The sequence below is a fragment of the Acrocarpospora corrugata genome, assembly GCF_009687845.1.
GTDB lineage: Bacteria > Actinomycetota > Actinomycetes > Streptosporangiales > Streptosporangiaceae > Acrocarpospora > Acrocarpospora corrugata.
Map to the genome: position 1 here is coordinate 17,667 of NZ_BLAD01000078.1, position 24,263 is coordinate 41,929.

Genomic DNA, 24,263 nt, shown 5'->3' on the forward strand with positions numbered 1-24,263 from the left:
GCGGTGCCAAAAGCGTCCGGGGAGGGGTGCCGGAAGCCTTAGGTCAGGAGGGCCAAGCGGTGGGCGGCGGCGGTGGCTTCGCCTCGGGTGGAGACGCCTAGTTTGGCGATGATGTTGGAGACGTGGACGCTGGCGGTTTTGGCGGAGATGGAGAGTTGGGTGGCGATGTCGCGGTTGGAGCGGCCCTCGGCGACCAGGCGGAGGACCTCCAGTTCGCGGGGAGTGAGGAGGGTGGTGTCGTCGGGGGCGGGGGTGCCGGTGAGCGAGATGCCGGCGCGGCGGGCCACCAGGTCGAGATGCGTGACCAAGGGGGTGGCGGCGAGGTCGGTGGCGATGGTTCTGGCCTCGCGGAGCCACTCGGTGGTCAGGTCGCGGTTGGTGGCGGTGGTCGCGGCGTGGAAGAGGGCCTTGGCGCGGGCGTAGGGGCGGTTGAGGTGCAGCCAGCCTTCGGCGGCGCCGATGAAGTCGCCGAGGCATTCGAGCCGGAACATCTCGCTGACCGGGCCGTCGGTGTTCATCGCGGTGGCCAGGTCGTCGGCGCGGGCGCGGAGGGCCTGGGCGCGGGCGGGGTCGACGGTGGCGGCGGCGTCGCAGACGCGGTAGATCTGGGCCAGCAGCCGCCAGCCGAGCATGGCCTTACGCGACCAGGGCGGGTCGATCAGGGCGGCTTCGGCCTTTTCGAGCGCGGTCAGCGGGTCGCCGACGACGAGGTGCCAGTTGAGGGCGAGCCGGGTGTTGTGGGTCCATTCCTGGGTCCACTCCTTCAGCCGGCCGGAGAGCGCGCCGATCTCCACCAGGTCGGCTTTGGCGGCGTCCGTCTCGCCGCGGGCGAGCGCGATCCCGGCCCTGGTCCGGGTGAGATGCCAGCGGTTGCGTACCGACGGGTCCATGGTCATGGCGCGTTTGATGACGGCCAGCGCCTCGTCCCAGCGGCCGAGCGATTCGAGCGCTTCTGCGCGGTTGTTGGCGATGAAGACGCCCTGGTCGCGGTAGCGGCCGTACTCCTTGGCGAGTTTCTCGCCTTCGACGGCGAGTTCGACGGCGTCTTCCGATCGGCCGAGGTTCTCCAGCGCGTCCACGTTGTTGGCCAGCGCGCGCAGCACGACGCGGCCGGATTTGTGGCGGGTGCCGATGGCCTGGGCGCGGCGGTTGGCGGCCAGGGTGGAGTGCAGGTCGCCGGAGATGGAGTGGCCGAGCGCCAGGTTGATGAGCAGGTCGGCTTCCTGGCATTCGTCCCCGACGGCGCGGGCGACCCGGAGCGCCTCCTGGGTGACGGCGGTGCCTTCGACCACGTGGTCGCCGAGCATCAGCAGCGTGCCCAGCCGGGACAGCACCATCGCCCGCGTCTCGCTGGGCAGCGGCACCAGCCGTTCGGCTTTCCGCAGGTCCTCCAGGGTGCCGTCCTTGCCCTTCTGGACCCGGCAGTTGACCAGCCGGACCAGCAGCGCGGCGACCCGCTCGGGCGCGGTGGCCTCGTCCAGCTCGCTGAGCGCGCCTTTCGCGAACTTCGTGCACCGTTCGATGTCGCCGCTGGCGTAGGCGGCCTCGGAGGCCCGTTCCATCACGGTGGTGTGGTCGGCGCCGATCCGCTCGGCCGCGTCGGGCACCTTGTCCCACAGGGTGAGCACCCGTTCCAGCAGCTGGATCTGCTCGGTGTACGCGAACGCGTTGGCCGCCTTCCCGGCCGCCTCCCATGCCGACACCAGGGCCCACAGATCGTCCCGCGCCGAGAACCAGTGGTGCGCCATCTCGATGGCGGCCCGGCCCGGCGGCACCAGGCTCCGATCCCGGTCGATCGCCTCCGCGTACCGCGCGTGCATGCGCGCGTGCTCTCCCGGCAACAGCTCGTCGTGTACGGCTTCGCGGATCAGCGCGTGCCGGAACGCGTACGCCCCGCCGTCGGCGACCTGCATCACGTTGCCCGCCACCGCCGGCCGGAGCGCGTTCTCCAGATCCACGTCGGAGAGCCCGCTGACCAGCGCGAGCAGCTCGTGCCCGACCCTGATCCCGCCGGCGGCGGCGATCCGCAGCACCCGCTGGGTCTCCTCGGGCAGCCGTTCGACCGAGCCGAGGATCAGGTCGTGCAGCGAGTCGGGGAAGGAGTAGTCGCCGTCGCAGTCGACCATCGCCTCGACGAACAGCGGCACGCCCTCGGTGCGCTCGAAAACCTTGCCGACGCGGGCGAACTCGGGGGTCCGGCCGAGAATGCCGGCCATCTGCTCGGCGACCTCGTCCAGGGTCAGCCGAGGCACCTCGATCCGGGAGACCCCGTCGACTCTGGCCAGCTCGGCCAGTACCGGCCGGAGCGGATGGGTGCGGTGCAGTTCGTCCGACCGGTACGTCATGACCATCAGCAGCGGAACGGCCCGCATGTTCCGGCTGAGGAAAGCGATGAGGTCGCGACTGGATCGGTCGGCCCAGTGGATGTCCTCGATGACGAGGACCACTGGCCGCCGCTCCGCCAGTCGCTCCAGCAGGGTGAGGATCTGCTCGAACAGCCGGGCCCGCGCCGATTCTGTCTCGGTGTCCCCGCTCGGCTCCCCGAATTCGGGCAGCAGCCGGGCCAGGTCGCGGGCGGCTCCTTCGGGCAGCATGGCGGCCACTTCCGCGGCGCCCATCTCGCGGACGAGCTGCCGCAGCGCGGCGGTGAACGGCGCGTACGCCAGGCCCTCGGTGGAGAGTTCGACGCAGCCCCCGACGATCACGTGTGCGCCGTCCTGCTCCGCCTGTTCGGCGAAAAGGCTCAGCAGGCGGGTTTTGCCCACCCCGGCCTCGCCTCCGAGCAGGACCGCGGCGGCGGCCTGCTTCCGCGCCTGATCGAACATTTCGGCCAGGAACGCCAGCTCCGCAACTCGTCCCACAAAGACGGGGCTAACCGCTCGACCCACCATGTTGTCCAGCATGTCATGCCTTCTATGGGCTATTCGCCCTGTTTTTTCTGCGGGTGAAACCACCCGATTCATGGCTATGGGGGGATCTCGCATGCCCGGCCGGGAGGGAGGTTCCGGCCGGGCATGCTTGGCGCCGTCATGAGGAGCGGAACTTGCTCAGCCCGGCGCGGAGGCGACGGCTCGCGCTCCGCTGGTGGGCCTTCCTGGACGCCTGCGCCTCGCGCGCCCGGCGGTGGCTGGTGGCCTCCTCCTGAAGCTCGGCGACCCGGTTGATGATCAGCTGGTAGTGCAGTTCGGGACCCATTAGGGGCTCTCCTTGTTTCGTTGTTTGCTTACATACTTAAGATTCGGTCTAAGGCCCCCACCCTCACATCGGGCGGATGCCTTATCTCTGGCCGAACCTTTGGCCTAGGACTGCCTAGGGTGTGCCGTATCCCCGCCTTAGACGCGCGAGCATGGGGCTCCGTGATGTCTTTGACGATCTTCTCGGTGCTGTTGACCTTGCTGTCTCCGCAGGTGAAGGCCGCCAAGTGGCAGGTCTTCCGGACCATGCGCCCGGCGCCTTCGACCCCGCTCGAGGGCGCGGCGGCCGGGCTCGCCGATCTTTGGGTGGTACGGGCGGGCGCCACCGCACTGCACTGGGACGGCCGGCTCTGGGGCGAGGACGGCGAGCCGCACCTGATGGCCGGTCGCGGGCGCGAAGTGTGGCGGTTCACGGACGGCCCGGCCGGGGTCGTGGCCGGGCGCCGGACCGGGAAGAGCTGGGCGGAGCAGCCGCTCGGCGTGCCGGACGCGCATGTGACCGAGGCGGTCGTGACCGGGCCGGCCGACGCCTGGGCGTCCGGGTTGCAGTGGACGGAGGCCGGCATGCGGGACGTCTCGTGGCGCTGGAACGGCCGCGCCTGGCGGAAGATCACAACGCCCCGGCCGGTCACCGACTACGCCGCGACCGGGCCGGCCGACGTGTGGGCGGTCAGCAGCATCGACCGGGTCACCTATTTCCTGCACTGGGACGGCTCGGCGTGGACTTCCACGGCGGCCCCCGGTGGCCCGGTCGAGATCACGGACATCGTCGCGCTGTCGCCGAAGGAGGCATATGCCGTCGGCTCAGTGAGCCCGGTCCAGCCGGTCGTCGCCAAGGTGGCGGGGCTCCTCGCTCCGCCTGACACCACCGGTGTGGCGCCCCGGTCGGAAGGCGTGGTGCTGCGCTGGAACGGGACGGCTTGGAGCCGTGTCGTGCGGAAACCGGCCGGCGGCCCATACACGCACGCCGCGCCCGACGGCGTCGGCGGCGTGTGGCTGGTCGAGGGGACGAATCTGGTGAACCTGCGGAACAGGCGCTGGACGCGACATCCGGTTCCGGTTCAGGCGGAGGTGAAAGGGATCGCCAACGTGACCGGCACGGCCAGGATGTGGGCGGTCGCCGAGTCGGCGGCCGGGCAGTACGTGCTGTCCTACCCGTGACATGTGCCAAAGATTGCCCGCCAGGATCGGCGTGCTGCTCCCTTCTCCCCGGGTTGACCTGCGGTGACGCCTTCTTCGCCGGGGACGCCACGCACGGGCCGGTTTGGATTCGTTCGTCCTGGTCGGCGATGCTAGGGAGGTGTCAACTCTGACGACCTCCGGGTTCTCCGATGTCGCCTCGTCGAACGCGGCCCTGCGCGGGTTCCTGCATGGGCTGCCCGGTGTCGACAAGGTGGGCGCGGACGGCCGCGCCGCCATGCTGGGCACCAGGTCCATCAAGACCACCGCCAAGCGGCAGGCGATCGACCTGGCCATCTCGATGGTCGACCTGACCACACTGGAAGGCGCCGACACCCCGGGCAAGGTCCGGGCGATGTGCGCCAAAGCAGTCCATCCCGATCCGTCGAATCCCGACGTTCCCCGGGTAGCCGCGGTCTGTGTGTATCCGGACCTGGTGGCGGAAGCCGTACGGGCGGTGGGGTCTTCCGGGGTGAAGGTGGCCAGCGTCGCGACGGCGTTCCCCAGCGGGCGGTCCTCGCTGGAGGTGAAGGTCACCGACACGGAGCTCGCGGTCGCGGCGGGGGCCGACGAGGTGGACATGGTCATCGACCGGGGGGCGTTCCTGGCCGGGGACTATCTGAAGGTGTTCGAGGAGATCGTCGCGATCAAGGCGGCCTGCGGGGACGCGCACCTGAAGGTGATCCTGGAGACCGGCGAGCTCGCCACCTACGACAACGTGCGGCGGGCGTCCTGGCTGGCCATGCTGGCGGGAGGCGACTTCATCAAGACCTCCACCGGGAAGGTGCAGCCGGCGGCCACGCTGCCGGTGACCCTGGTGATGCTGGAGGCGGTGCGCGACTTCCTGGACAGCACCGGCCGCAAGGTCGGCGTGAAGCCGGCCGGTGGCATCCGCACCACCAAGGACGCGATCAAGATGCTGGTGCTGGTCAAGGAGACCGCCGGGGACGGCTGGCTGGATCCGGACTGGTTCCGGCTGGGCGCGTCCTCGGTCCTCAACGACCTGCTGATGCAGCGCCAGAAGCAGGACACCGGACGCTACTCCGGCCCCGACTACTTCACATTGGACTAAATGATGTTCGAGTACGCACCAGCGCCCGAGTCGCGCGATGTCGTCGACATCAAGCCGTCCTACGGGCTGTTCGTCAATGGCGAGTTCGTGGACGGGTCGGGATCGGCGTTCAAGACGATCAACCCGGCCTCGGAGGAGAAGCTCGCCGAGATCGCCGCCGCCTCGGCCGCCGACGTGGACCTGGCCGTGCAGGCCGCCCGTAAGGCGTTCACGACCTGGTCGGCGATGCCCGGCGCGGAGCGCGCCAAATACCTGTTCAGGATCGCCAGGATCATCCAGGAACGCGCCCGCGAACTGGCCGTGCTGGAGTCCCTGGACAACGGCAAGCCGATCCGCGAATCCCGCGACGTGGACCTGCCGCTGGTCGCCGCCCACTTCTTCTACTACGCCGGCTGGGCGGACAAACTCCAATACGCCGGGTACGGCACCCGCCCGCTCGGCGTCGCCGGCCAGGTCATCCCGTGGAACTTCCCGCTGCTCATGCTGGCCTGGAAGATCGCCCCAGCGCTGGCCTGCGGCAACACCGTGGTCCTGAAGCCGGCCGAGACGACCCCGCTGACCGCGCTGCTGTTCGCGGAGATCTGCCAGCAGGCCGACCTGCCGCCCGGCGTGGTCAACATCGTCACCGGCGCGGGCGAGACCGGCGCGGCCGTGGTGAACCACCCGGACGTGGACAAGGTCGCGTTCACCGGTTCGACCGAGGTCGGCCGCCTGATCGCGCGCTCGGTGGCGGGCACCGGCAAGAAGGTGACCCTCGAACTGGGCGGCAAGGCCGCCAACATCGTGTACGAGGACGCGGCGCTGGACCAGGCGGTCGAGGGCATCGTCAACGGGATCTTCTTCAACCAGGGGCACGTCTGCTGCGCCGGGTCGCGGCTGCTGGTGCAGGAGTCGATCGCGGGTGAGCTGCTGGCCTCGCTGAAGCGGCGGCTCGGCACGCTCCGGATGGGCGACCCGCTCGACAAGAACACCGACATCGGGGCGATCAACTCGGCCGCCCAGCTGGCCAAGATCCGCGAGCTGTCCGACGCGGGCGAGCAGGAGGGGGCCGAGCGCTGGTCGCCGGCCTGTGCCATCCCCGCGCAGGGCTTCTGGTTCCCGCCGACGATCTTCACGGGGGTGGCGCAGTCGCATCGCATCGCCCGGGAGGAGATCTTCGGTCCTGTGCTGTCGGTGCTGACGTTCCGTACGCCCGCGGAGGCCGTGGAGAAGGCGAACAACACGCCGTTCGGGTTGTCGGCGGGGGTGTGGACGGAGAAGGCGTCGCTGATGCTGTGGACGGCGGATCGGCTGCGGGCCGGGGTCATCTGGTCCAACACCTTCAACCGCTTCGATCCGACGTCGCCGTTCGGCGGCTACAAGGAATCCGGGTACGGCCGCGAGGGCGGGCGGCACGGTCTGGAGGCTTACCTTGACGCGCGTGATGGGAGCCTGTGATGACTGAGCGGCTGTCGGTTCGCAAGACGTACAAGTTGTTCATCGGCGGGGCGTTTCCGCGATCGGAGAGTGGAAGGTCCTATGTCGTGACCTCCGCCAAGGGTGAGTTCCTGGCCAACGCCTCCAAAGCCTCCCGTAAGGACGCGCGGGACGCGGTCGTCGCGGCGCGGAAGGCGTTCGGGGGGTGGTCGGGGGCGACGGCGTACAACCGGGGTCAGGTGATCTACCGGATCGCCGAGATGCTGGAGAGCCGCCGCGCCCAGTTCGCCGCCGAACTGGTGGCCGCCGACGGCGTCGCCGCCAAGAAGGCCGCCGAGCTGCTGGACGCGGCCGTCGACCGGCTGGTCTGGTACGCGGGCTGGTCTGACAAGATCGGCGCGATCCGGGGTTCGGCCAACCCGGTCGCGGGCCCCTACTTCAACCTGTCCTCGACCGAGCCGACGGGCGTGGTGGCCGTGGTGGCCCCGCCGACGGGTCCGCTGCTCGGCCTGGTCAGCGTCATCGCGCCCGTGATCGTGACCGGGAACACCTGCGTGGTGGTCGCCTCGGAGCGGGCGCCGCTGCCGTCGATCACGCTGTCGGAGGTCCTGGCCACCTCCGACCTGCCCGGCGGCGTCGTCAACATCCTCACCGGCGGGTCCGAGGAGATCGCCCCCTGGCTGGCCGGCCACATGGACGTCAACGGCATCGACCTCACGGGTGCCGCACCCGACCTGGCCAAGACCTGCGAGGAGCTGGCGGCGGAGAACCTCAAGCGGGTGCTGCGCCCGCCTGCCGACAAGATCGACTGGCTGGCCGATCCCGGCACCGCACGGATGACCGCCTTCCTGGAAACCAAGACCGTCTGGCATCCGATCGGCGTCTAGGGCGCGTGCCGGGACCACGGGCGGGCTGATTCCAGCGTCGCCGCCAGGCCGAGAAGCTGAGCTTCCGCGCCCGGCGGCGCGATCAGCTGGACCCCGATGGGCAGGCCGCTGGAGTGGCGGCCGTACGGCACGGTCATGGCCGGCCACCCCGCCAGGTTCCAGGCGGCGGTGACCGAGGCGTAGCCGACGTTGAGCAACGTGTTCCTGGTCAGCCCGCGGCGGCCCCACCGGGCCGCTTTCGGCGGCAGCTGGGCGAGCGTCGGCGTGACCAGCACGTCGGCGTTGCCGAACCACTGGTCGGCGCCGTTGGCCCGCCAGCGGTCCCGGGTGCGGCTCCCGTCCAGGTGCAGCGAGCGCACCGCCCGGCCCGCGGCGGCCATCGTCCTGGTCCGGCGTTCCAGCTTGGCGTGGGCCAGGCCGCGCACGTCCAGGGCGGCGCAGGAGTACCAGACCGCGACCGACGACACGCCCACGATGGCGGGCACCCGGCGGCCGGGGACCACGGTGTGGCCGGCTTCGCGGAGCGTGTGGCCGGCCTCCTCGACCGCCCGCTGGAACTCCTGGTCGATGGACAGGCCGACCGGCAGCGGGTTCGGCGTGATCGCGATGCGCAGGTCGAAGGCTCGCGGGGTGACGGGGTCGCCGGCCATGACGCCGAGCGCCAGGGCGGTGTCGGCGACCGTGGTGGCCAGCGGGCCGTTCTCGGCCATCTCGAACCAGTTGTGCACGGGCGGGGGGACCAGGCCGAGGCCGGGTTTGATGGCGAGGACGCCGCAGCAGGCGCCGGGGATGCGGAGTGAGCCGAGGCCGTCGTTGCCGAGCGCCAGCGGGACCAGCCCGGCGGCCACGGCCGCGGCGCTGCCGCCGGAGGAGCCGCCCGCGGTCCTGTCCAGGTTCCAGGGGTTGCGGGCGGTGCCGTACACACTGTCGGAGAAGGCGACCAGGCTGAGTTCGGGGACGTTGGAGAGGGCCAGGACCACCGCGCCCGCCTGCCGCAGCCGGGCCACCACCGGGTGGTCGGCGGTCGCGGGCTCCGCCGGGGTGGCGGCGGAGCCGTTGCGGGTGGCCTCGCCCGCCACCTCGACGTTGTCCTTGACCACGATCGGCACGCCGGCCAGCGGCAGCCGGGCCAGATCATCCCGATCCTGGACGGCCCGCGCCTCCCGGACGGCCTCGTCGATCCGCACCTTACGGAAGGCGCCGAGCGTCGCGGCCCGCGCGTCGATGGCGGCGAGGTGCTCGGCCACCACCGCCGGCGCCGTGGTCTTCCCGGTCCGCACGGCTTCGGCGATCTCCACGGCGGTACGTCCGACCCACGACATGCCCAGAGTCTGACCCCACCCTCCAACCGTGGGAAGGCCTGTGACCAAGCCGATGCATCACTCGCCGCGCGGTTCGCGCCCCACCTGTTTGAGCGCGAGCCGCAGCGCGAACTCGATCTGCGAGTTCACGCTCCTGAGATCGTCCGCCGCCCATTTGGCCAGGGCCTCGTGGACGGCGGGGTCGAGCCGCAGGAGCAGCTTCTTCGGTTCGCGCCGGTTCTCAGGCATACAGGCTGCCGGTGTTCACCACCGGCTGGGTCGCGCGATCACCGCACAGCACGACCAGGAGGTTGGAGACCATCGCGGCGCGGCGCTCCTCGTCGAGCTCGACCACGTGCTCGGCGCTGAGCCGGTCCAGCGCCAGCTGGACCATGCCGACCGCGCCCTCGACGATCTGCCGCCGGGCGGCCACGATCTGCGAGGCCTGCTGGCGGACCAGCATCACCTGGGCGATCTCCGGCGCGTAGGCCAGGTGGGTGATCCTGGCCTCCAGGACCTCTATGCCGGCCAGGTCGGTGCGGTCGCGCAGCTCGGTGGTGAGCTCCTCCGCCACGGTCGCGCCGTCGCGCAGGCTGGCACGCTCCTCGATGTGCGAATCGTAGGGATGGGTGGTGGCCAGGTGCCGCACCGCGGCCTCGGACTGGATCGCCACATACTCCTCGTAGTTGTCCACCGAGAAGGACGCCTTGGCCGTCTCGACCACCCGGAACACGACCACCGCGCCGATCTCCACCGGGCTGCCGTCGGCGTCGTTGACCTTGAGCTTGGCGGTCTCGAAGTTACGCACCCGCAGGGTGATCCGCCGCTTGTCGGTCAGCGGGATGACGAACTGGAACCCGGGGTCCTTCACCGAGCCCACATACCGCCCGAAGAACTGGATGACCCTCGCCTCGTTCGGGTTGATCACCGTGAATCCGGTGCCGACCACCGCGGCCAGCAGCACGGCGACGACGAGACTGACGACCATCGTGGCTTCGTCTCGGGAGATGCCGAAGACCACCAGCACCGCGACGACGATGACCGCCGCCAGCAGCACCCAGAAACCGTTGACCCGGAACGCCTGTCGCTCCATCGGCTCCTCCTTGCTATTGAAGTGATATCACCAAGCTATCACTTCTCGGCCGTGGACGCGCGCGCGAAAAGTTCGGCCACCGTCACCCGGTAGTGGAACCGGGCCGTCGCCCCGATGACCATGGTCAGCCACATGTCCTCGTTGATCCGGTAGACCGCCCGGTCCTGCTCCACCACCGGATGTTTGGGCTGGTGCCGCATCGCCAGCTCGTACGCGATGGACCTGGCCTCCGCCTGCCCCCCGTCGACCTCGTAGATATCCGCGATCCGCCATTCCTTGCGGTCGAACCGACCGACGTTCTCCTCGATGAGAACCCGCCACTCACTCATGCCGCGATCATGCCGTGCCGGACATGACAAGGCGAAGGCACGCCCCCGGGTGAGGGCGTACCTTCGACGGTGGTGGTTAGCCGAGGCCCCACTTCTGGAGCACCTGCGGCGGGACCGGCTTGGTCTGGTCGGCGGGCGGCGCCTGGACCGAGACCGGCTGGTCGTAGTCGGTTACCGTCGAGGTCAGCGTGAACTGCGGCTTCTGGCCTTCCTCGTTGCGGTAGCGGGTCTTGCGGACCATGCCCTTGTCGTCGACCCAGATGTCGGAGCGCAGCTCGTGCACGCCGGCCGCTGGGGAGGACTCGGCGCCCGGGCTCCCCATCGGGCTCGGCGCGGTGCTGTCCCCGAAGGCGGCCTTGACCATGTCCAGGTTGTAGTTGGCGGTGTAGTGGGTGACGCTCACGCCCTCCACCTCGGCGGTTCCGACCATCTTGACGTCTTCGTACGCGTCGACGACCTTCCCGATGGTGGCCGGGTCGGTGACCGTGGCGGTGTTGAACATCTTGGCCACCGCCTTCCCGTGCGGGCCCTTGAGGTCGGCGAGGTTGACCTTCCACCAGGGGGTGTTCTCCCCGGGGCTCTGGAAGAGGCCATCAGGGTTGAGGTACCCCGCGCCACCGCTGACGATCAGCTCTGGTTTGGCGTCGCTGGCCTTGCCGTTCATGGTGAGGTCGGTCACCTTGGCGTCCATCGTGACGGCTGGTTTGGTCTGGTACTCGTAGGTGCCGTTGGCTGTCGTATCACCTGAGTTGAAGGTGAACTTGCCCGAGCCACTTTTGGCCTGCGCGGACTTGGTCAGCGCCTGCCGCAGCGCGGTCGTCGGGTCGGCCTCCGTGGACGGGCTGGCGGACGGGCTCTCCGATCCGCCGGGCTCCGGCGCCGTGGTCTCCTCCGACGGCATTTCGCTGGGGTTGTTTTCGGTCATACCCGGTGACGGCGGCGCGGGGGTCGCCCACGCTGTGGTCGCACCGATGCCGCTGGCCAGCACACTGAAGGTGCCGAGAGCGGCTAGTCGAAGACGAGCCTGTCCCATGTATCCCCCTGGTCCGGCGAAATTGACCTGCCAAAGAACGTTATGTACCGAATTCGCATGAAATATCCGCGAATGCGTATTTCAGAGGGTTCGCGGGTGATTACTTTGCGTCAACGGCAGGGTTGCCGACCATGTGTTGACCAGGGTGGGATTGTCAGTGGGATCGTCAATGGGATCGTCAATGGCGGCGGGGGTTGACGCGGCGGGTGGCAGTGGCGTCCGACGGGTTCTCCGGCCATGGGTGCCGGGGGTACCTGCCGCGCAGCTCCGCACGCACCGCCTGATATCCCTCGCGCCAGAACGAGGCCAGATCCGCGGTGACGGCCGCGGGGCGGCCGGCGGGGGAGAGCAGGTGGACGGTGAGGGGCACGCCCGCGATCCGCGGGGTCTCGGTCCAGCCGAACAGTTCCTGCAGCTTGGCGGCGAGAACCGGACGGTCGCCGGAGTAGTCGATTCTGACCTTCGAGCCGCTCGGGACCTCGATGCGTTCTGGCGCGACCTCCTCGATCCGCGCCGACCAGGGCAGCAGCCGGCGCAGCGCCGCCAGCACGTCGATCCTGGCCAGATCACTCCGCCGCCGTACGCCGGAGAGGTCCAGCCAGTGCTCGGCGCGAGCCACCAATGTCGCGTCGTCCACCGGCGGCCAGGGTTCCCCGAGCATCCGGTGGCAGAATTCCATGCGGTCGCGGAACGCACGCGCCTCCGGCGTCCAGCGCAGCAGCGTCAGCCCTTCCTGCCGCAGGCCCTCCAGCACGGCCGGGCGCAGGTCGGCCTTGGCCAGCGGGCTCGACGACAGTTCGATCGCGCCGAGCCGGCGGACCTTCCTGGCGACGATCTCCCCCCGCCGCCAGCCGATCTCGTCCGCCTCCGCCAGCAGGGCCGCCGCCGCGACGCGGGCGATCTCCTCGTCGATCACCACGCCCTGCCGGACCCGGGCGGACACGCTGCCCACCCCACGATCGGCCACGGCCACGGCCAGCCACTCGGCCCCGCCCAACTCCGGACCGGCTTCGGCCCCGGTCCCCGAGGCCATCACGAAGCCGCCTTCGCCGCGCCGCCGCGCGACCCGATCCGGATAGGCCAGCGCCACCACCAGCCCCGCCGCCCGGTCGTCCGACCCGCCGCCGCGACCGGTGGCGCCGAGGGCCTGGGTGAGGCGGCGGGTCTCCTGCCGCCAGCGGGCGGTCAGGCCGTCCTCGCCCCGGCGGACCGCGCGCAGGACCGCGACGAAGTCGTCCGGGGCCGAGCGGGGCAGCCGTTCGCCGAGCAGGGCGACGATCTCGGCGGCCCGGGTGGCGCCGACCCGGGCCGCGCCGTCGATGAGCGCGCGGGCCAGCCGGGGGTGCACGCCGATGGCGGCCATCTTGCGGCCCCGCTCGGTCGCCCGGGTGCCGTGCAGCGCGCCGAGTGCGGTCAGCGTGTCGTGGGCGGCGAGCATCGCGCCGGACGGCGGCTGGTCCAGCAGCGCCAGGCTGGCCGAACCCCAGCAGGCCGCCTGTAGCGCGAAATCGGTCAGATCGGCGAGTGCGATCTCCGGCTGCGGATACTCGGGCCGCCGGTCGTGCTCGGCCGCCGACCAGCACCGGTACGCGCTCCCCCGGCCCTCACGCCCGGCCCGCCCGGCCCGCTGCGCGGCCGACGCCTTCGAGGCCCGTACGGTCACGAGCGACCCCAGCCCCCGCGCATGATCCATCCGAGGCTCCCGGGCGAGCCCGGCATCGACGACGACGCGCACCCCCGGAATGGTCAGACTGGATTCGGCCACCGAAGTGGCCAGAATCACCCTCCGCCCGGCACCCGGGACCAGCGCCGCGTCCTGCACGGCGGCCGGCGCCTGACCGTGCACCTCCAGCACCTCGACGTCGCCGGGCAGCATCCGGGCCACCTTGCCGAGTTCCGCGACCCCCGGCAGGAAACAGAGCACATCCCCGTCGTGACGGCCCAGCGCCAGCCGTACGACCTCGGAGACATGACCGAGGAACTTCGGGTCGACCCGCAGGCCGTGCGGCGGCGCGACCGGCTGGGCCGGCGGAGCCCAGAAGATCTCCACCGGGTGGATGATCCCCTCGGCGTGCACGATCGGCGCGTCCCCGAGCAGCCGCGCCCAGCGACCGGCGTCGGTGGTCGCCGAGGTGGCCAGCAGGCGCAGCTCAGGACGGAGGTTCGCGCGGACGTCGAGCAGGAACGCGAGCGCGGTATCCGCGTCGAGATGCCGTTCATGGCATTCGTCCATGACGACCACGTCGACCCCGTCCAGATCCGGCTCGTTCTGCAGCCGCCGCAGCAGCACCCCGGTCGTCACCACCTCGACCCGCGTCCGCGGCCCGACCTGGCGTTCCCCCCGGATCGAGAACCCGACCCGCTCCCCGACCTTCTCGCCGAGCAGCCAGGCCATCCGCCGCGCCGCCGCCCGCACCGCGATCCGCCTCGGCTCCGCGACGAGCACGCGCCGCTCCGCCGAAGGGAACTCGGGCATCAGACCCGCCAGCGCGAGCGGCACCAGCGTCGTCTTCCCGGTTCCCGGCGGCGCCGTCAGCACCGCGGCGCCGCGGTCGAGCGCGCCCAGCAGTTCGGGCACCACATGCCGGACGGGAAGGGAGGACCACTCGGGGCGCATCCGCCAATTGTGGCGGCTCAGGCCGCGCGCAGGGCGAGCAGCAGTTCCGCGTTGGAGGAGGTCTCCTTCAGGCGGGCGATGAAGGGTTCGTACGACTCCGGCCCGTACAGGGCCTTGCGGAGTTTCCAGACGAGGGAGAGCTCGGCGGGGTCGAGCAGGAGCTCCTCGCGGCGGGTGCCGGACGCGGTCACGTCGACGGCGGGGAAGATACGGCGGTCGGCCAGCGACCGGGCCAGCTTGAGCTCCATGTTGCCGGTGCTCTTGAACTCCTCGAACAGGTTGTCGTCCATCTTGGAGCCGGTTTCGACGAGCGCGGTGGCCAGGATGGTCAGCGAGCCGCCCTCGCGCAGGTTGCGGGCCGCGCCGAGCAGGCGCTTGGGCGGGTGGATGGCGCGCACGTCGATCCCGCCGGTGAGGATCTTCCCGCCGCCGGGCTGGGTGGCGTTGTACGCGCGCCCGAGCCGGGTGATCGAGTCCACCAGCATGACCACGTCGTGGCCCAGCTCGACCAGGCGCTTGGCCCGCTCCACGGCGAGCTCGGTGACGGCGATGTGGTCGGCGGCGGGCCGGTCGAAGGTGGAGGAGATGACCTCGGCCTGGACCGAGGCGCGCATGTCGGTGACCTCTTCAGGCCGCTCGTCGACGAGCACGACCATCAGATGGCAGTCGGGGTGGTTGGTGATGATCGCGTTGGCGACCGCCTGGAGGAGCATGGTCTTGCCGGCCTTGGGCGGGGCGACGATGAGGCCGCGGGTGCCCTTGCCGATGGGCGCGACCAAGTCCAGGACCCGGGTGGCCAGCACGCCCTTGGTGGTCTCCAGGCGGAGCCTCTCGGTGGGGTGGATGGGGGTGAGTTCGCCGAACGCGGGACGGTTGCGCGGCGGTCCGGTGGCGATCGAGATCAGCCGGCCGCCCTGGGCGGTGCCGGTGACCACGTCCCCGGTCCTGAGCCCGTCGAGCAGGTCCTTCGGGATGGTGACGTCGTCGGGACCGCGCAGATAGCCCGCGGTACGCAGGGTGGAGCCGTCCAGAATGCCGCTGACCTCGCGAAGCGCCGTGGGTTTGGCCGCGGTGTTCCGGGTACGCGTCCGGGGCTCACCCACACGAGTTTGGGTAAGAGTCATGATGTTGTCCTTGCGGATATGGGGAAGCTTGACGTGACCGCAGGCACGACTGAAGAACGAGAAAAACGCGGTCACAGATTTCGGCCTGGCGGCCGGCCGCACGCGCCCAAGAGGGCCAGAAACATGCGAGCTACGACGAAGATAACACGCGGGACGGCGAAATGTATTCCGCCACGCCGCGTGTCAGCGGGCCTGCAGCGCGTCCAGAGCCACCGCCATGGCGATGACCAGGCGCCGGTCCAGGCGCGGATCGTTGATCTCGATGGCGTAGCGGTCGCGCAGACCCCAGCGGCGTTCCACCGAGAAGGCGATGGAGGCGCCCACGCTGAAGTCGAAGTGGTAGGGCAGCCACGACAGCGAGTCGGTGAACCGCCGCACGATCGCCACCAGCGGGTTCCGTTCCTGGCCGGTGTAGGTCGGCAGGCCGGGCTGCTGGAGGTGCCAGGTGGAACGGAGCAACGACTTGGCGAAGTCCTTGCGGAACAGCCCGATCGGGCCGCCCGAGGCGTCGACCACGTCGTAGCCGCTGGCCAGGTCGATGACCTTGCGCGCCTTGAAGGCGGCCAGCGCCTCGCCCCTGGATTCGTCGGTGTAGAGGGTGACCTGCTCTTTCAGGGTGAGACGCTTCTGCTCCGCGAAGGCGACCACCGGGCCCTCTGAGCCGTCGAATTCGGCGACGTGGACGACATAGCGGTTGACCATCATGGTGATCTTCTGGCGCAGGATCAGCCGCGTCTGCGTCTGGAGGGTCGCCGTGTCCACTTGAACCTCCGTAAATGGTCTTGTTTGCCACCTTAATACGGCATCAGCGCAGCGGAAGATCCCCGGTGAGAAAGCGCTGGATGGAAGGTGCCACACAGGCCACGATCTCCTCCGGCGTGAGCGCTGTCATGATCTCGATCTGGATCACGTAACGGGCGAAGGCCACCCCCATGAGCTGGGACGCGGCCAGCAGCGCGCGTTTCTCCGGATGGTCGCGTTCCAGCAGCTTGACCATCGGGCCGGCCAGTTCATGGATCATGAACTCTTTCAGGATGGCGGCCGCCGCCGGGGAGGTGGCCGCCGAGGTGACCACCGCCCGGATCCGTGGACCGATCTCGGGATCTTCCCATAGGGCGATATAGCGGGCGGTGAGTCGCTCGCCGATCGTGTCCAGGTCGCCTTCCAGGGACTCGGTCAGCTGCCGGACCGGCACCCCGCCGTAGGCCAGCGCCGCGCCGAACAGGCCGTCCTTGTTCCCGAAGAAGTGCATGACGAGCGCGGGGTCCACCCCGGCCGCCCGCGCCACGCCCCGGATCGTGGTTCCGGCGTAGCCGGACTCGGTGAAGGCCGTCATCGCCGCCGCCAGGATGGCCTCCCGCGTCTGCGGGTTGCCCGGCCGCCGGCCGCTCTTCGTCTCGCTCTCCATGCCCGCTATTCAACCATGTTGAATTCGTCTATGGTGAACTCAACGCTGTTGAAGTCACCACTAGGAGAATTCGATGAGGAAGCTGCTGCCGGCCGTCGTGCTGGTCACGCTCATCGGGCTCGCGTTCGCCGCGTCGTTCGTCGGCGCGCTGCACCAGCCCGAACCCCATGGCGTGCCGGTGGGCGTGGTCGCCCCCGCCCAGGTGGCCGCCCAGATCGACGCCGGGCTGGCCGCCAAGAAGCCCGGCGCGTTCGAGATCACCGCTTACGCCGACGAGGCGACCGCCCGCACCGCGCTCGGCGACCGCGAGATCGAGGCCGTGGCCCTGCCCCAGCAGGCCAAGCTGATCGTCGCCAGCGCCGGCGGCCGGACCGCGTCCACCGTGGCCACCCAGGTCTTCACCGGCCTCGCCCAGGCCCAGGGCCAGCAGCTCACGGTCGAGGACGCCCACCCGCTGCCCCCCGGCGACTCCGGTGGCATCGCCGGCATGTTCTACGTGCTCGCCCTGGTCATCCCCGGGATCGCCATCGCCGTCCTGGCCGGTCACGCCGGCGTCGGCACCGGCCAGAAGATCGCCGCCATCGCGCTCGCCTCGGTCACGGTCGCGCTGGCCAACGCCTGGCTGGCCGACGCCGTCTTCGGCGCGCTCCCCGGCGCCTACCTCGCCCTGGCCGCCGTCTCGGCCGCCGTCACCTTCACCCTCGGCCTGGTCGTCGCGGGCCTGGTCCGGCTGCTCGGCACCCCCGGCGTCGGCCTGGCCGCCCTGCTCTTCGTGGTGATCGGCATCCCCGCCAGCGGCGGCCCGCTCGGCGCCCGCTTCATCCCCGAGTGGTACGCCGCGATCGGCCAGACCCTCCCGATCGGCCAGGGCACCGCCGCCATCCGCAACACCGTCTTCTTCGACGGCGCCGCCCTCACCGTCCCGCTCAGCGTCCTGGCCGCCTGGTCCCTGGTCGGCCTGCTCCTCCTCCTCATCCCACTCCGCCACGCCACCCCCGCCCCCACCCCAACGACCCACCCCATCCCGGTCGCGTGACACACATCACCCCATATCCGGAAATCTCAGGCCGGGCAATTGTCCAATATCGGGCATAGCCCGGCCCTCCCCACCGCTACACCCTGGAAGAGACCAGACCCACAGACCCCCCTCAGCCTCATCTCAGCAACGACCTGCAAAACTCTCCATGTCCCATCCCCGCAATCAAATCCCTCTCCCCCTCCGCCCAGGCTTGGCCGCGCCTGTGTCTGGACTGAGGAACGCAGGGTCGCGGAGCGGCCCGGAGTGACGAGGGAAGACACAGGCTAAGGAGCGGCCAAGCCCGCCGCGCCGGAGGCGCGGCCATAAAAAGGAGTGCGCATGTTCATGGGGTGGAGGTGGGTCGCCGCGCTGGCTATCGGCGGCGGCGCATATCTCGTCCTGCGCGACGAACTGCCGGAGCCCGGCGAGATCTGGGCCACCATCACCAACGTCAGTCCCGCGTGGCTCGGGGTGGCCGTGGTCGCCGAGGCGATGTCCATGGCGGTCTTCGCCCGGCTCTTCCGCCGCCTGCTGACGCTGGGCGGCACCAAGCTCTCCTTGGGGCGGGCGCTCGCCATCACCTACGCCCGTAACGCCTTTTCCAACTCGTTGCCCGCGGGGCCGGTGGTGTCCATCGCGTACACGACGCGGGAGTTCGGGCGGGTCGGCGCGAGCAGACCGCTCATCGCGGCCACGCTCGTGCTGGCCGCGTTCTATTCGGGCGTGACCTTCGGCGTGCTGAGCCTGGTCGCGCTGCTCGGCTCGCCGGCCACCCGGGTGCCGACGCTGGTCATCGCCCTCGCGGTGGTGGCCGTGACCGCCATGCTGATGGGCACCCGCCCGCTGGTGGGCGTGCTGCGGCGGCGGATGCCCCGGCTGTCGGCGGAGCTGGACGCGGCCAGGACCGCCATCAGGGCGGAGCGGCGGGATCACCTGATCCTGGCGGGGCTGGCCCTGCTGAACTGGCTGCTCGACGTCGCCTGCCTGGTCGCGGTCTGCGTCGCGGTGGGCGTCGAGATCGGCCCGTACACCATGCTGCTCGGCTACGTCGCCGCCAAGGGCGCCCAGGCGCTGGCCCTGATCCCCGGCGGGATCGGCGTCGTCGAGATCGGCCTGGCGGCCACCTTCGTCGCCGCCGGCGCGACCGGCGGGACGGCCGGCGCGGTCGTCGCGCTGTACCGGCTCATCTCCTACTGGGCGATCCTGGTGACGGGCTGGCTGGCCTGGGCCTTCCTGCACGACGAGGTCCGCGCGGCGGCCAAGGCCGTCGGCCGCTTCCTGCTCCGCGCGGCCGCCACCATGAGCCCGTTCGCGCTCCCGCCGACCGAACGCAGCGCCCACCCCTAGGGTTTTGTCAGGGTTCCTGGTGGAACGGGGTATGCCACCGGTTCGTTTGACTAGGTGAATAGCAACCCTGACGGAGGAAAATACGATGCACCGGTCCAGACACCACAAGATGATCGCGGGCGTCTGCGGCGGGATCGCCGAGCGCTTCGGTATGTCCCCCACCACGGTCCGGATCCTGTTCCTGCTCTCCTGCATCCTGCCCGGTCCGCAGTTCATCCTCTACCTGATCATGTGGGTCTTCGTACCCAAGGCACCGGCGTATTCTCGATGACATGCAGAACCGGCCGCTGACCCTCATTCAGGACGATCTGGTCGACTACGAGAAGGCCATGGACCGCATGGCCGACCTCGTGGCCGAACGCCAGGACGAGCTGCGGCCGGACACGCTGTGGCTGCTCAGCCACCCCATGGTCTACACGGCGGGGCGGCGCACGCTGACCGAGCACCTGCCCGACCCGTCGCACGGGATCCCGGTCGTCTCCACCGGCCGGGGTGGGCAGCTCACCTACCACGGCCCCGGGCAGCTGGTCGGCTACCTGATCGTCAAGCTCGGGCCGAACGAGGGTGTGGTCGACTACATCCGCGAGGTCGAGCTCCGGCTGGTGGCCGCGCTGGGCGTGCTCGGGGTGCCGGCCGAGCGCCGGGACACCCCGCCGGGCTCTGAGCTGCTCACCGGCGTCTGGACGACGGGGCGCAAGATCGTTTCCATCGGCATGCGGGCCAGCAAATCGGTCACCAGTCACGGATTCGCCATCAACGTCAACGGCGACCTGACGCCGTGGGACCTCGCGGTCGCCTGCGGCATGCCGGATGTGGACATGACCTCGGTCGCCCGCGAACTCGGCGGAGCCGACTTCGAGACGGTCCGGGCGACCGTCGCCAAGGAGTTCCAGGCCTCCTGACCGGCCGGTACGGCTCCCGCGGGCGGAAGCCGTACCGAACGAAAAGGTCAGGCGTCGATCGAATCGACCGAATCGGTCGTGTCGACGGTGCGGCGCGGCCCGGTGAACCACTTACGGGCCGACAGGTACCACCACAGACCCACTCCGAGCACCATGGCGCCCACCACGATCGGCGCGTAGTTCACGGCCGTCCAGGTGAACGACTCGTCGGCCTCGGTGGCGGGGTTGTCGGAGTTGAACGGGACGCCCGCCGGGGCGAGCGGCAGGATGAAGTAGATCGACACGATCGTGATCTCGATGATCGCGATCCAGCCCATCACCTTGTACTTCTTGCCCAGCGTCCACGGGCCGGGCTGGAAGGCGTCGCCCATCCGCAGGCGCAGCCAGATCGGGATGGCGAAGGCGATGTACAGGCCGATCACCGCCACCGAGACCACCGCGTAGAAGGCCAGCGGCGTGCCGGTGGGGGCCTGGTACAGGGCGGGCAGGGTGAGGATGAGCGCGGCCACGCAGCCGAAGATGATGGCGTTGACCGGAGTGCGGTTCTTGTCCACCTTGGACCAGAGCCGCCAGCCGGGCACCGCGCCGTCCCGGGAGAACGCGTAGGTCATCCGCGACATCGAGGTCACGCAGCTCATGCCGCAGAAGAACTGCCCGATCGTGGAGATCGCGAAGATCGCGTTCGCCAGGTTGCCGGGCACGGCGGTGTCGAAGATCGCGCCGACGAAGCCGAACTGGTTGTTGATCTCGTCCACGTTGGTGGCCGCGAACAGGAAGGCCAGCAGCAGCACCCAGCCGCCGATGGCCGAGTAGAAGATCGACTGCCAGAGGCCGCGGGCCGCCGAGGTGGCCGCGCCCTGGGTCTCCTCCGACACGTGCGCGCACGCGTCGAAACCGGTGATCGTGTACTGGGTGAGCAGGAAGCCCAGCGGCAGCACGTAGATCCAGAAGCTGCCGCTGCTGAAGCCGGAGTTGTTGATCGTCTCGGTGAACACGAACGACATCGACTGGTGCGAGTCCGGACCGAAGATGAGGATCAGGACTACCACCGCCGCCCCGAACACATGCCACCAGACCGACACATTCTGCAGGACGGAGATGAGCCGGTGGCTGAAGATGTTGATCAGGGCGTGCAGCACCAGCACGATGGCGAATAGGACGAAGGTGTTGGTCAGTGACACCTCGAAGCCGAAGAACCGGTCGAGGGTGATGTTGAGGAAGGTGGCGCAGCCGTAGTCCACCGACGCGGTCACCGCGATCAAGCCGATCAGGTTGAACCAGCCGGTGAACCACCCATGGATCGGCTTGCCCATCTTGGCGGCCCACCAGTAGATGCCGCCCGCGGTCGGATACGCGGACACCAGCTCCGACAGGCACAGACCGATGATCAGGATGAACATGCTGATGATCGGCCAGCCCCAGGAGATGGCGATGGGGCCGCCGTTGTTCCAGGCCTGGCCGAAGGTGGTGAAACAGCCGGCCAGGATGGAGATGATGGAGAAGGAGATCGCGAAATTGGAGAATCCGCTCCAGGTCCGCGACAGTTCTTGTTTGTAACCGAGTTCGGCGAGTCGTTTGGCGTCGTCGTCGAGGGCTTGCGCCATGAAGGCCTCCTCAGTGCCTTTGGGGGGTTACCGGCGCACGGAGTCGATCAGACGTCCGAAGCCGGGGTCTTTGAGATCGCGTACGGCTTGCGCGAACTTGTCGGCGGCCTCGGCGTTGTAGTCGAAGTCGCGGTGCTGTGGGGTCAGCCCGTGGTGCACGACGAACCAGAGCGTCCAGGTCAGATTGGACATGATCAGGTTCAGCCGGACTCGTGCGGCGGGGGCGTCGTCGTCGAAGTACGCCAAGGTCAGGCGCTCGACGTCGTCGGGGTCGAAGTCGGCCTCGGCGGCCAGATCGCCGAGCTCGAAGCAGGGGTCGTTGTTGCCGGACAGCTGGTAGTCGACGATCCGGATCGCGCCGCCGGCCTTGATGAAGTTCTCCGGCAGCAGGTCGTTGTGGCAGGGTACGGTCGCCATCGGCCGGACCGCCAGGGCCTGTTCGATCTCGGCGACGGCGGGGGAGCAGTCCTCGTACCCGGCCGGGAGCTTGAGTTCGCTGGCCCGGCAGAGGGCGACGAAGTCGGCGTGCTTCCGGAAGATCGAGAAATCGTTGCCGAAGCGGGGGCCGGCGTGCAGCACCCGGCAGGCGGCCGCGATCGGCCCGATCTCCTCGCGGACGGCCGGGGCGTCGAGGGTCACCCCGTCGATGTACTCCAGGATGAGCGCGCCCGGCAGTTCGTGCAGCACCTGCGCGCCGACGCCCGTGGACGCGGCCAGTTTGGTGTTGGCTATCTCCTGGGCCAGGGGGATGCCGAGGCCGGTCGCGGCGATCCGGGGATCCAGCACCCGGAGCAGCCAGCGGTCGCCGTCCTCGGTCTCGACCCGGGCGATGTGGTGGCTGAGACCACCTTTGATCGTCGTATGGCTGACCGGTCGCCCGGCCCAGGCCGCGACCATCTCCAGCGCGTCGTTGACGGCATCTGGCATGCCCGGCTCCTTTTGGTCTACCTTCAGACCATTGATCCGATTGTGGAGCCCAGGCGTTACAGGACGGTACCAATGGTGCAACTTCCCGCAGACGCCCAGGCGGTTGTGGTGGGTGGTGGGGTAGCCGGATGCAGCATCGCTTTCCACCTCGCCCGGCTGGGCTGGCAGGACGTGGTCCTGCTGGAACGCCACGACCTGACCGAGGGGACGACGTGGCATTCGGCTGGTTTCGTCGGCCAGCTTCGGTCCACGGTCACGCAGACTCGCATGATCATGTACTCGGCTGGTCTCTACCCCGAACTGCGTGATCTCACCGGGTTGGATCCTGGCTGGCACGGGGTCGGGGGGTTGCGGCTCGCGACCACACCCGAACGGCACGAGGAACTCCTGCGCCAAGCGGGTGCGGCCGAGACTTACGGCCTGGACATGGATCTTCTCGACGCGTCGGCGACCCACGATCTTCTGCCGTTGCTCGCGGTGGACGATGTCCTCTCATCGCTCTGGCTTCCCGGTGACGGGTGGCTGGATCCGGCCAGGCTGGGCCGCGCGCTGGCGGAGGGCGCCCGCAAACTCGGCGTCCGGATCGTCACGGGTGTCGAGGTGACGGGGCTCGACGTCGAGAACGGCCACATTCGTGGCGTAAAGGTCCGCGCATCCGCCGTCGGCGAGCCGGAGTCGAGCGTTCGCGAGTCGGCTGGCGGGGACTCGCATGGTCGCGGCTCCGGTGCCGATGGCCCACACGCGAGCGTGTCACGTTCGCCGGAAGGCCCGGCCGCCGGAGGGCGTGCGGAATTGTCGCCGGGTGAGCAGTGGGTCATTCGGACCGGCACGGTGGTCAATGCCGCTGGGGCAGCAGCTGGTGTGGTCGGGCGGATGGCCGGGGTGGATGTGCCCATTGTGCCGATCAAGCATCAGTATGTGGTGACCGCGCCAAGTGGGGTGCCGGTGACGGCGCCGACGGTTCGTGATCCGGACAACATCGTGTATTTCCGTGAAGAGGGCGGCGGCATTCTCGTCGGGGGATATATCCGGACTCCGGATGTGTGGGATGACCCCAATCCGCTCTCCCGGCCGCGTGCGCTTTTCCCTCCGAACATGCCCAAATTCGAGGAGTCCTGGGAGTCGGCCCGCCGTCGTCTCCCCTCGCTCCGCACTGACGGCGAGATCGTCAAAGTCGTTCACGGCCCCGAAGCCTTCACACCCGACGGCGAGTTCCTCCTGGGCGAAACCTCCGTGCGCGGCTTCTGGGTCGCGGCGGGATTCTGCGTGCACGGCCTCGCGGCGGCCGGCGGCGTCGGCAAGGTCATGGCCGAATGGATCGTCGACGGCCAGCCCGAATACGACATGTTCGGCATGGACATCGCCCGCTTCGGCAGCCACGCCCGCTCCCGGAAATGGGCCCGCGCGAAGGCACTGGACTCCTACAGCAAGTACTACGACATCGCGTACCCCGGTGAGGAGCGCACGGCCGCCCGCCCGCTGCGGCGCTCTCCCGCGTGGGTACGGCACGCGGAACTGGGCGCCGAATTCGGAGAGAAAGCCGGCTGGGAACGAGTCAATTGGTACGACTTGCCCGAGTTCCTACGGGGATCGTCATCTGAAAGGCACTCGGACTCTGCGGGAGTCGCGGCGGGGGAAACTTCGTCACTCCAGGCTTCATCGCTTCTAGCCTCCTCACTTCACGCCTCGTCAGATCGAGACGCCCCCGACCAGATCTCCGCTGAGCCTTTGGTGTCCGATGCCTCCGGCGAAGCCACGGAGGGGGCCCGGGAGCGGAGCTCCGGATTTAGACCGGGTGGGTGGGCGGGTCGT

Annotated in this window: 22 protein-coding genes; 9 read left to right on the plus strand and 13 right to left on the minus strand. The window is 69.6% G+C overall.

Annotated elements, in window-relative coordinates; all coding sequences use genetic code 11:
* Positions 1-38: 38 nt before the first annotated feature.
* Together Acor_RS30860 and Acor_RS30865 are read right to left on the minus strand one after the other, a co-directional pair.
* A complete protein-coding gene (locus Acor_RS30860; RefSeq protein WP_246239361.1) occupies positions 39-2,861 on the minus strand; it encodes an ATP-binding protein in 2,823 nt (940 codons plus the stop codon).
* Between the two features lie 166 nt (positions 2,862-3,027).
* Positions 3,028-3,195, minus strand: a complete 168-nt coding sequence (locus tag Acor_RS30865) for a hypothetical protein (protein WP_155340292.1) — start codon at positions 3,193-3,195, stop codon at positions 3,028-3,030.
* Positions 3,196-3,380: 185 nt separating this feature from the next.
* Here Acor_RS30865 and Acor_RS30870 point away from each other — a divergent pair, with 185 nt between their 5' ends.
* The 4 genes from Acor_RS30870 to Acor_RS30885 all read left to right on the plus strand — a co-directional run bounded on the left by Acor_RS30870 (position 3,381) and on the right by Acor_RS30885 (position 7,748).
* Positions 3,381-4,355 carry a hypothetical protein gene (locus Acor_RS30870; protein WP_155340293.1) on the plus strand — a complete coding sequence of 325 codons (975 nt, stop codon included), beginning with the start codon at positions 3,381-3,383 and terminating at the stop codon, positions 4,353-4,355.
* A gap of 148 nt (positions 4,356-4,503) precedes the next feature.
* Entirely contained in the window at positions 4,504-5,445 is a 942-nt protein-coding gene (deoC, locus tag Acor_RS30875) for a deoxyribose-phosphate aldolase (protein ID WP_218034588.1), read from the plus strand.
* Entirely contained in the window at positions 5,446-6,882 is a 1,437-nt protein-coding gene (locus tag Acor_RS30880) for an aldehyde dehydrogenase family protein (RefSeq protein WP_218034584.1), read from the plus strand.
* Positions 6,882-7,748, plus strand: coding sequence for an aldehyde dehydrogenase family protein (locus tag Acor_RS30885; protein WP_155340295.1), 867 nt, complete (start codon positions 6,882-6,884; stop codon positions 7,746-7,748). Before Acor_RS30880 ends, Acor_RS30885 begins: the two co-directional genes overlap by 1 nt.
* Here the strand turns inward: Acor_RS30885 and Acor_RS30890 are convergent.
* The 9 genes from Acor_RS30890 to Acor_RS30930 form a co-directional block, all read right to left on the minus strand.
* On the minus strand, positions 7,745-9,070 hold the full coding sequence (locus tag Acor_RS30890) for an amidase (protein WP_155340296.1): 1,326 nt from the start codon (positions 9,068-9,070) through the stop codon (positions 7,745-7,747). The genes Acor_RS30885 and Acor_RS30890 overlap by 4 nt on opposite strands.
* Before the next feature lie 57 nt (positions 9,071-9,127).
* Positions 9,128-9,298, minus strand: coding sequence for a type II toxin-antitoxin system antitoxin (locus Acor_RS30895; RefSeq protein ID WP_155340297.1), 171 nt, complete (start codon positions 9,296-9,298; stop codon positions 9,128-9,130).
* Entirely contained in the window at positions 9,291-10,142 is an 852-nt protein-coding gene (locus Acor_RS30900; protein ID WP_155340298.1) for an SPFH domain-containing protein, read from the minus strand. Before Acor_RS30900 ends, Acor_RS30895 begins: the two co-directional genes overlap by 8 nt.
* Before the next feature lie 38 nt (positions 10,143-10,180).
* Positions 10,181-10,471, minus strand: a complete 291-nt coding sequence (locus Acor_RS30905; RefSeq protein ID WP_155340299.1) for a hypothetical protein — start codon at positions 10,469-10,471, stop codon at positions 10,181-10,183.
* A gap of 76 nt (positions 10,472-10,547) precedes the next feature.
* On the minus strand, positions 10,548-11,504 hold the full coding sequence (locus Acor_RS30910) for an SCO4651 family lipoprotein (protein ID WP_155340300.1): 957 nt from the start codon (positions 11,502-11,504) through the stop codon (positions 10,548-10,550).
* 178 nt (positions 11,505-11,682) lie between these two features.
* A complete protein-coding gene (gene hrpB / locus Acor_RS30915) occupies positions 11,683-14,121 on the minus strand; it encodes an ATP-dependent helicase HrpB (protein WP_155340301.1) in 2,439 nt (812 codons plus the stop codon).
* Between the two features lie 17 nt (positions 14,122-14,138).
* Complete coding sequence (rho, locus tag Acor_RS30920; RefSeq protein WP_422664845.1) at positions 14,139-15,224, minus strand: transcription termination factor Rho; 1,086 nt, start codon at positions 15,222-15,224, stop codon at positions 14,139-14,141.
* Between the two features lie 204 nt (positions 15,225-15,428).
* Positions 15,429-16,007: an LURP-one-related family protein gene (locus Acor_RS30925; protein ID WP_174876225.1), complete on the minus strand. Its 579-nt coding sequence runs from the start codon at positions 16,005-16,007 to the stop codon at positions 15,429-15,431.
* A 43-nt stretch (positions 16,008-16,050) separates the two neighbouring features.
* Positions 16,051-16,653 carry a TetR/AcrR family transcriptional regulator gene (locus Acor_RS30930; protein ID WP_155340303.1) on the minus strand — a complete coding sequence of 201 codons (603 nt, stop codon included), beginning with the start codon at positions 16,651-16,653 and terminating at the stop codon, positions 16,051-16,053.
* Positions 16,654-16,726: 73 nt separating this feature from the next.
* Here Acor_RS30930 and Acor_RS30935 point away from each other — a divergent pair, with 73 nt between their 5' ends.
* The 4 genes from Acor_RS30935 to lipB all read left to right on the plus strand — a co-directional run bounded on the left by Acor_RS30935 (position 16,727) and on the right by lipB (position 19,920).
* Complete coding sequence (locus Acor_RS30935; RefSeq protein ID WP_155340304.1) at positions 16,727-17,689, plus strand: hypothetical protein; 963 nt, start codon at positions 16,727-16,729, stop codon at positions 17,687-17,689.
* A 327-nt stretch (positions 17,690-18,016) separates the two neighbouring features.
* Positions 18,017-19,018 (plus strand): lysylphosphatidylglycerol synthase transmembrane domain-containing protein, encoded by a 1,002-nt coding sequence (locus Acor_RS30940; RefSeq protein ID WP_170317151.1) that lies wholly within the window; start codon positions 18,017-18,019, stop codon positions 19,016-19,018.
* An 85-nt stretch (positions 19,019-19,103) separates the two neighbouring features.
* On the plus strand, positions 19,104-19,289 hold the full coding sequence (locus Acor_RS30945; RefSeq protein WP_155340306.1) for a PspC domain-containing protein: 186 nt from the start codon (positions 19,104-19,106) through the stop codon (positions 19,287-19,289).
* Position 19,290: 1 nt separating this feature from the next.
* Positions 19,291-19,920 (plus strand): lipoyl(octanoyl) transferase LipB, encoded by a 630-nt coding sequence (lipB, locus tag Acor_RS30950; protein WP_155340307.1) that lies wholly within the window; start codon positions 19,291-19,293, stop codon positions 19,918-19,920.
* A gap of 47 nt (positions 19,921-19,967) precedes the next feature.
* Here the strand turns inward: lipB and Acor_RS30955 are convergent, their stop codons facing one another.
* On the minus strand, positions 19,968-21,524 hold the full coding sequence (locus Acor_RS30955) for an amino acid permease (RefSeq protein ID WP_155340308.1): 1,557 nt from the start codon (positions 21,522-21,524) through the stop codon (positions 19,968-19,970).
* Between the two features lie 27 nt (positions 21,525-21,551).
* Positions 21,552-22,451: a choline/ethanolamine kinase family protein gene (locus tag Acor_RS30960; protein ID WP_170317152.1), complete on the minus strand. Its 900-nt coding sequence runs from the start codon at positions 22,449-22,451 to the stop codon at positions 21,552-21,554.
* A gap of 72 nt (positions 22,452-22,523) precedes the next feature.
* On the opposite strand from Acor_RS30960, the gene Acor_RS42415 reads away from it, so the two are divergent.
* A partial coding sequence (locus Acor_RS42415; protein ID WP_246239370.1) for an FAD-dependent oxidoreductase occupies positions 22,524-24,263 on the plus strand: 1,740 nt, incomplete at its 3' end.

What these genes read in the sequence shown, in the direction of transcription:
- Acor_RS30940 (WP_170317151.1), top strand. Translation starts at nt 18,017, where the DNA reads ATGGGGTGGAGGTGGGTCGCCGCGCTGGCTATCGGCGGCGGCGCATAT.
- Acor_RS30960 (WP_170317152.1), bottom strand. Translation starts at nt 22,451, where the DNA reads ATGCCAGATGCCGTCAACGACGCGCTGGAGATGGTCGCGGCCTGGGCC.
- Acor_RS30935 (WP_155340304.1), top strand. Translation starts at nt 16,727, where the DNA reads ATGAGGAAGCTGCTGCCGGCCGTCGTGCTGGTCACGCTCATCGGGCTC.
- Acor_RS30910 (WP_155340300.1), bottom strand. Translation starts at nt 11,504, where the DNA reads ATGGGACAGGCTCGTCTTCGACTAGCCGCTCTCGGCACCTTCAGTGTG.
- Acor_RS30900 (WP_155340298.1), bottom strand. Translation starts at nt 10,142, where the DNA reads ATGGAGCGACAGGCGTTCCGGGTCAACGGTTTCTGGGTGCTGCTGGCG.
- Acor_RS30930 (WP_155340303.1), bottom strand. Translation starts at nt 16,653, where the DNA reads ATGGAGAGCGAGACGAAGAGCGGCCGGCGGCCGGGCAACCCGCAGACG.
- Acor_RS30890 (WP_155340296.1), bottom strand. Translation starts at nt 9,070, where the DNA reads ATGTCGTGGGTCGGACGTACCGCCGTGGAGATCGCCGAAGCCGTGCGG.
- Acor_RS30885 (WP_155340295.1), top strand. Translation starts at nt 6,882, where the DNA reads ATGACTGAGCGGCTGTCGGTTCGCAAGACGTACAAGTTGTTCATCGGC.
- Acor_RS30905 (WP_155340299.1), bottom strand. Translation starts at nt 10,471, where the DNA reads ATGAGTGAGTGGCGGGTTCTCATCGAGGAGAACGTCGGTCGGTTCGAC.
- Acor_RS30880 (WP_218034584.1), top strand. Translation starts at nt 5,446, where the DNA reads ATGATGTTCGAGTACGCACCAGCGCCCGAGTCGCGCGATGTCGTCGAC.
- Acor_RS30865 (WP_155340292.1), bottom strand. Translation starts at nt 3,195, where the DNA reads ATGGGTCCCGAACTGCACTACCAGCTGATCATCAACCGGGTCGCCGAG.
- lipB (WP_155340307.1), top strand. Translation starts at nt 19,291, where the DNA reads ATGCAGAACCGGCCGCTGACCCTCATTCAGGACGATCTGGTCGACTAC.
- Acor_RS30945 (WP_155340306.1), top strand. Translation starts at nt 19,104, where the DNA reads ATGCACCGGTCCAGACACCACAAGATGATCGCGGGCGTCTGCGGCGGG.
- Acor_RS30895 (WP_155340297.1), bottom strand. Translation starts at nt 9,298, where the DNA reads ATGCCTGAGAACCGGCGCGAACCGAAGAAGCTGCTCCTGCGGCTCGAC.
- Acor_RS30955 (WP_155340308.1), bottom strand. Translation starts at nt 21,524, where the DNA reads ATGGCGCAAGCCCTCGACGACGACGCCAAACGACTCGCCGAACTCGGT.
- hrpB (WP_155340301.1), bottom strand. Translation starts at nt 14,121, where the DNA reads ATGCGCCCCGAGTGGTCCTCCCTTCCCGTCCGGCATGTGGTGCCCGAA.